The organism is Mycobacterium sp. E1747, from assembly GCF_001667775.1.
GTDB lineage: Bacteria > Actinomycetota > Actinomycetes > Mycobacteriales > Mycobacteriaceae > Mycobacterium.
Window position 1 is genome coordinate 1 of sequence record NZ_LZJI01000215.1, and the last position, 6,395, is coordinate 6,395.

Annotated in this window: 5 protein-coding genes; 3 read left to right on the forward strand and 2 right to left on the reverse strand. The window is 67.2% G+C overall.

Features of this window, described 5'->3' with window-relative positions:
• Window positions 1-4,002 (forward strand): non-ribosomal peptide synthetase (locus A5695_RS23075; RefSeq protein WP_156749815.1); only part of this gene is annotated, 4,002 nt, incomplete at its 5' end.
• Window positions 4,003-4,243: 241 nt separating this feature from the next.
• Here A5695_RS23075 and A5695_RS23080 read toward each other — a convergent pair.
• Window positions 4,244-4,840 carry a TetR/AcrR family transcriptional regulator gene (locus A5695_RS23080; protein ID WP_068087824.1) on the reverse strand — a complete coding sequence of 199 codons (597 nt, stop codon included), beginning with the start codon at window positions 4,838-4,840 and terminating at the stop codon, window positions 4,244-4,246.
• A gap of 124 nt (window positions 4,841-4,964) precedes the next feature.
• Between A5695_RS23080 and A5695_RS23085 the strand changes: the two genes are divergently transcribed.
• Window positions 4,965-5,900: a chlorophyllase gene (locus tag A5695_RS23085; protein WP_068087826.1), complete on the forward strand. Its 936-nt coding sequence runs from the start codon at window positions 4,965-4,967 to the stop codon at window positions 5,898-5,900.
• 94 nt (window positions 5,901-5,994) lie between these two features.
• Window positions 5,995-6,153, forward strand: a complete 159-nt coding sequence (locus A5695_RS28790; protein ID WP_156749816.1) for a hypothetical protein — start codon at window positions 5,995-5,997, stop codon at window positions 6,151-6,153.
• Between the two features lie 13 nt (window positions 6,154-6,166).
• Here the strand turns inward: A5695_RS28790 and A5695_RS23090 are convergent.
• Window positions 6,167-6,395: aldo/keto reductase (locus A5695_RS23090; protein WP_197515598.1), on the reverse strand; the 229-nt coding region annotated here is incomplete at its 5' end.

A 6,395-nucleotide genomic window follows, 5' to 3' on the forward strand; every position in this document is an offset into this window, starting at 1 on the left:
ATAGGGCACGCCCCGCAGTGGGCCCCGCTGCCCGTGCAGTACGCGGACTACACGCTGTGGCAGCGCGCGCAATTCGGCGATCCGGACGACAGCACTAGCCACCTCGCGACCGAGCTGGCGTACTGGCAGGGTGTGCTGGCGGGAATGCCCGAGCGGCTGCGGCTGCCCACCGACCGGCCTTATCCCTCGACGGCCGACCACCGGGGGGCGCGGGTGGCCGTGGAATGGCCGGCGCGGTTGCAGCGGCAGGTGCGCGCGACGGCCCGTCAGCACAACGCGACCAGCTTCATGGTCGTCCAGGCGGCCCTGGCCGTGTTGCTCGCTAAAGTTGCTGCTACCGCGGATGTTTCGGTGGGGTTCGCCGTCGCGGGCCGGCGTGACGCCGCGCTGGAGCGGTTGGTGGGCTTCTTCGTCAACACGTTGATCCTGCGGGTGGACGCGAGGGGAGACGCCACGGTCTCCGATTTTCTTGCCCAGGTCCGTACCCGCAGCCTGGAGGCCCTCGAACACCAGGACGTGCCCTTCGAGTTGCTCGTCGAGCGGCTCAATCCGATCCGCTCGTTGAGCCACCACCCGCTCGTCCAGGTGTCGGTGACCTGGCAGAACCTGCGCGAGCACGGCAACGACCCGGTCGCGGGCCTGAACCTGGGTGACCTGAGCGTCGCCCAGCTGCCGCTTGAGAGCCACGCGGCCCGCATGGACCTGACGTTTTCGCTCGGCGAACGCTTCGGCGCGGACGACGAACCCGCGGGCATCGGCGGCGGAGTGGAATTCCGCACGGATCTGTTCGACCCCGAAACCGTTGCGCGGCTTGTGGACAGGCTGGAGCGTGTGTTGACGGGGCTGACGGCCGACCCGACGCGACCGTTGTCGTCGGTTGACGTGCTCGACGACACCGAGCGGGTGCGCCTCGACGTCATCGGCAATCGGGCCATGCTCTGCCAGCCGGTGCCCGCGGCGTCGGTGCCCGAGCTGTTCGCCGCCCAGGTGGCCCGCACCCCGGATGCGGTGGCACTCAGTGTCACCGGCGCGACGATGACGTACCGTGAGTTGGACGTGGCCGCCAATCGGTTGGCGCACCACCTCGTCGGGCTGGGCGCGGCGCCGGGCGAGTGTGTGGCGATCTCGTTCCCGCGCTCGGCGACGGCGATCGTGGCGATCCTGGCCGTCCTGAAGTCCGGGGCGGCGTACCTGCCGATCGATCCCGCCGTGCCCGACGCGCGCGTTGACTTCGTGATCGCCGACGCCGGTCCGGTCGCGGCGCTGACCACCGCCGAGTTGGCGTCGCGGTTCGCCGCCCACGACATGCCGGTCATCGATGCCGACGGCCCCGCCGTCCAGGCCATGCCCGACAGCGCATTACCGCCGCCGGCCGCCGACGACATCGCGCACATTATCTACACCTCGGGCACGACCGGTGTGCCCAAGGGCGTGGCCACCACGCACGCGAACGTGACCCAGCTGCTCGCCTCGCTGCACGTCGGACTGCCATCGGGGCCGAATGAGGCGTGGTCGCAATGGTATTCCTACGCCTTCGACGCCTCGGTCGAGGAAATCTGGGGAGCGCTGCTGCATGGCTCGCGACTGGTGATCGTGCCCGAAGCGGTCGCCGCGCTGCCGGATGACTTGCAAGCGTTGCTGATCGACGAAGGTGTCACGGTGTTGCACCAGACCCCCTCGGCGGTCTCGGCGCTGTCCCCGCGGGTGTTGGAGTCGGTGGCGTTGGTGGTGGCCGCCGAGGCGTGTTCGGCGGAGCTGGTCGATCGGTGGGCGCCGGACCGGGTGATGACCAACGCCTACGGCCCGACCGAGACCACGATGTGTGTGGCGGTCAGCCCGCCGTTGAGCGCCGGGACGGGAACGCCGCCGATCGGCGCGCCGGTGCCCGGGGCGGCGTTCTTCGTCCTCGACCCGTGGCTGGGGAGGGTGCCGGTGGGCACCGTCGGTGAGTTATACGTGGCCGGGCGCGGATTGGGAGCGGGCTACCTGCGCCGCCCGGGGTTGACCGCGTCGCGGTTCGTCGCGTGCCCGTTCGGAATGCCCGGTCAGCGGATGTACCGCACCGGCGATTTGGTGCGGTGGCGCGCTGACGGGCAATTGGATTATCTGGGCCGCATCGACGAACAGGTGAAGATCCGCGGCTACCGCATCGAGCTCGGTGAGATCCAGGCCGCGTTGGCCGCCGTGGATGCCGTCGACCAGGCGGTGGTCATCGTTCGCGAGGACCGGCGCGGTGACAAGCGTCTGGTCGGTTACGTCACGGAGTCTTTGCCCGGTAGGCTCGACGTCGCGGCCGCGCGGGCACAGCTACGACAAAGCTTGCCGCCCTACATGATCCCGGCGGCGCTCGTGGTGATCGAGGCGCTGCCGTTGACGGTCAACGGAAAGCTGGACACCCGCGCGCTGCCGGTGCCCGCGTACCGCGACGCCGAGTACCGGGCACCCGGCAACGACCTCGAATGCCTGCTCGCCGACACCTACGCCGAGGTGCTGGGGCTGGATCGAGTGGGAATCGACGACTCCTTCTTCGACCTCGGCGGCGACTCGCTGTCCGCGATGCGCCTCATCGCCACCCTCAACAAGACCCTCAACACCCATCTGACAGTGCGCACGCTGTTCGACACCCCCACGGTCGCCGGCCTGAGCCAACGCGTGGACGATCACGCCGACGACCCACGCTTCGTGGCCGTGCACGGCTCCGCCCCCGCGAAGGTGCACGCACGCGACCTGACGCTGGACAAGTTCGTCGACGCCACGACGCTGGCCGGTGCGTCGTCACTGCCCGGGCCCAGCCCCCGCGTCCGCACGGTGTTGCTGACCGGGGCAACCGGATTCCTCGGGCGGTACCTGACGCTGCAGTGGCTCGAGCGGCTGGAATTGGCCGACGGCAAGCTGATCTGCCTGGTACGGGCCGCGTCGGACGAGGACGCCAGGCGCCGCCTCGAACAGACCTTCGACAGCGGGGATCCGCGGCTGACCGCGTACTTCCACGAGTTGGCCGGCGATCATCTCAAGGTCATCGCCGGAGACAAGGGCGAACCGAACCTTGGCTTACTCCAGCAGGATTGGCAACGCCTGGCCGACTCCGTGGACTTGATCGTCGACGCGGCGGCGGTGGTCAACGGCGCGTTACCCTACAGCGAACTGTTCGTCCCCAACGTGGTCGGCACCGCCGAACTCATCCGATTGGCGCTGACCAGCAGGCTCAAGCCCTTCAACTACGTGTCGACGGCCAACGTGGGCGACCCGATCGAGCCGTCGGCGTTCCTCGAAGACGCCGACATCCGGGTGATCAGTCCCAGTCGCACGAACGACGGCACCCGCGTCAACGGCTATGGCAACAGCAAGTGGGCCGCGGAGGTGCTGCTGCGCGAGGCGCACGAGCACTGCGGGCTACCGGTCGCCGTATTCCGCAGCGGGATGATCCTGGCCGACACCACCTACGCGGGCCAGCTCAACCTGTCGGATCTGGTCACCCGGATGGTGCTCAGCGTCGTGGCGACCGGAGTCGCGCCCAAGTCGTTCTATCGCCTTGACCCGCAGGGGAACCGCCAGCGGGCACATTACGACGGTCTGCCCGTGGAATTCGTCGCCGAGGCGATCGCAACGCTGGGCGCTCAGGTCGTCGACGGGGTCGAGACCTATCACGTCATGAACTCGCACGATGACGGCATCGGGCTGGACGAATACGTCGACTGGTTGATCGAGGCCGGCTATCCGATCGAGCGCATCGACGATTTCGATGAGTGGTTGCAGGTGTTCGAGGCCAGGCTGCGCGCACTGCCGGACCGCGCGCGTGAACACTCCATCCTGAGCGTGCTGCTCGCGGCGAACGCCACCGCGCTGCAGCCAGCTGATCCGCACACCCGCTTCGCGTCCACCGATCGGTTCCGCGCGGCGGTACAAGACGCGAAAGTGGGCCCCGACAACGACATTCCGCACGTTTCGCCGCCGGTCGTCGTGCAGTACGTGCGCGGCCTGCAGCTGCTCGGGCTGCTCTAGGCCTGGTTCGACTGGAAAACAGGTTGTATCGGACACGACCGTCGAGCACGTGATCCTGCCAAATCTCGTCGAGAAGATCGCGTGGATACGTCTGCCCGAAAGCCTTTCGAGTCCAAGCCCGCAGCGTGCAGGTTACGGCGAGAATCGATTCATCACGGGCCGTCCGCGGCGAGATGAGGATCGATCGTCCAGGACCAGGCCTGGCGCGTGTTGAGGCGGATCCTGGAACCGTGCGCGTGGGCTACTGGTCAATCGAGGGTTGCGCCAAGCCCGCGATGAACAGATCGATCATGCCGTGAACGTCATATTCAGGATCGGCTTCAACGCCGATGCAGAGGTTGCCGACGCCGTGCAGGAAGTCGAGTGGCCGAACGTCGCCGCGCGGAAGGCCCCTTGCCGCAGCAGCTTTCATCAGTCGATCGCACACGGGCAGCAGGCGTTCAAGGAATTCGGCATGCAAAGTGTCGAAGCCGGCCTGGTCTGAGCGCAACGCCCGGGCCAAGCCATGCTTGGTGACCAGGAAGTCGGCGAACCGGTGGACCCACGACCGCAGCGCTGCAAACGGGTTCTCGTCGGGTGTCGGGACGATCGCCTCGAGCGAGGACAGCGCATCGAGCTGATGGCGAAAAACCGCCACCACGAGTTCGGCGCGGGTGGGAAAGTGCCGATAGATGGTGCCCACCCCGACGCCGGCCTCGGCTGCGATCTCACGCACGGGGGCGTCGACCCCCGCGCGCACGAACACCGCTGCGGCGGCGTCCAAGAGCGCCTGTTCGTTGCGGCGCGCGTCGGCGCGCTTGGCAGGGCGTGCCTGAGCGGCCCGGACCGGACGCGTCACCCTTCTCCTCTTCGATCACGGTTGAAAAACGGAGCGTTGTTCCGCTACGCTAGCGGAGCGGCGTTCCGGTTACATCTTAGGCGCCGTCCTCCACCTCACCGAATGACTCAGAAGAGGTTTAGCCATGAGCACCACTCTCACCACCGCCGACAACGACATCGACCGAACGACGCCGGTCATCTCAGTTCGACCGGTGACCCTCACAGCGCCGGGCCGCGGCCACGACTTGCAGGTACGCGTCTCCACGCCCGCGCGCGGCCGAGCCCTGCCGGTCATCGTCTTCTCCCATGGCATGACGCTGACGATGGACGATTACGTCCCTTTGAGCGAATTCTGGGCCTCACGCGGGTTCGTCGTGATACAGCCAACCCATCTCGACTCGCTAGGTCTTGCCCCGGATGACCCTCGCGCCCCTGACATCTGGCGGATTCGGGTCCAGGACCTGACACACATCCTCGACCAGCTCGACCGGGTCGAAGCGGCGGTGCCCGGCCTGACCGGGCGCATCGACCGCGGGCTGGTGGCAGCGGCCGGACATTCATGGGGAGCGCAGACCGCCAGCATGCTGGCCGGCGCGCGCGTCGTCGAAAATGGCCAGGCAGCGGGGGTAAGCATGGCCGACCCACGGGTGAAGGCCGCACTGCTGCTCTGCTTGCCCGGAACCGGGGGCACTGATCTGACGCCATTGGCCACCGAGTACTTCCCGTTTATGAACCCTGATTTCACCGATCTGACGACCCCGAGCTTGGTGGTTGCAGGCGACCACGACCAGTCTCCGCTCAGCACGCGCGGTCCGGACTGGTTTATCGACGGCTACCGGCTCAGCCCGGGCGCAAGCGACCTGCTTGAGCTGGAAGGCGCAGAGCACGGCCTGGGCGGTATCCAGGGTTACAACGACACCCGCACCACCGACGAGAGTCCAGAGCGCGTCGCAATCGTCCAGCACGCCACGGTGGCCTGGCTGCGCACCGCACTCGGCATTGACGCCAGCGCATGGCCTTCCGAGCGACAAAGGATCGCCAGCACCCAACAGCACCTGGCCAGAGTCGACTCAAAGTAGACGATTCTCCTACCGTCGACCGATCACCCGCTTCACCACGATGCCCGCGGACGGCTAGCTCTAGCCCCTTGCCGAGGGGCACCCCACTACTGACGTGGCCGTTCTCGGCGGCATGAATGTGGTTGACCTAGGCCAGAGCATGGCGGCAACCACCTCCGGCGCCGCCACATACATTGCGCCGGTGCCGGTCTGGATGATCCCCACGATGATCAGCGTCGCGCGGACGAATCGCATGGGTGGCGACCTTTCGTAGTAAAGCCCATTCTTCAGGACGAATGTGCGGACTGCGAGCTGATGCGCTGTACTTCGGGGGAGTCTGAGTTCAGGCCCTGAAGGTCGATCCGCGGGGTGTAGGGCTGCTGGAGTCGCTCGAGTTCGTCGGCGCTGAGGGTGATTTCAAGCGAGGCGACGGCATCGTCGATCTGTGCGGTGGAATTCGCCCCGACCAACGTGGCGGCGACGACGGGGTTGTGATACAGCCACGCCAATGCGATG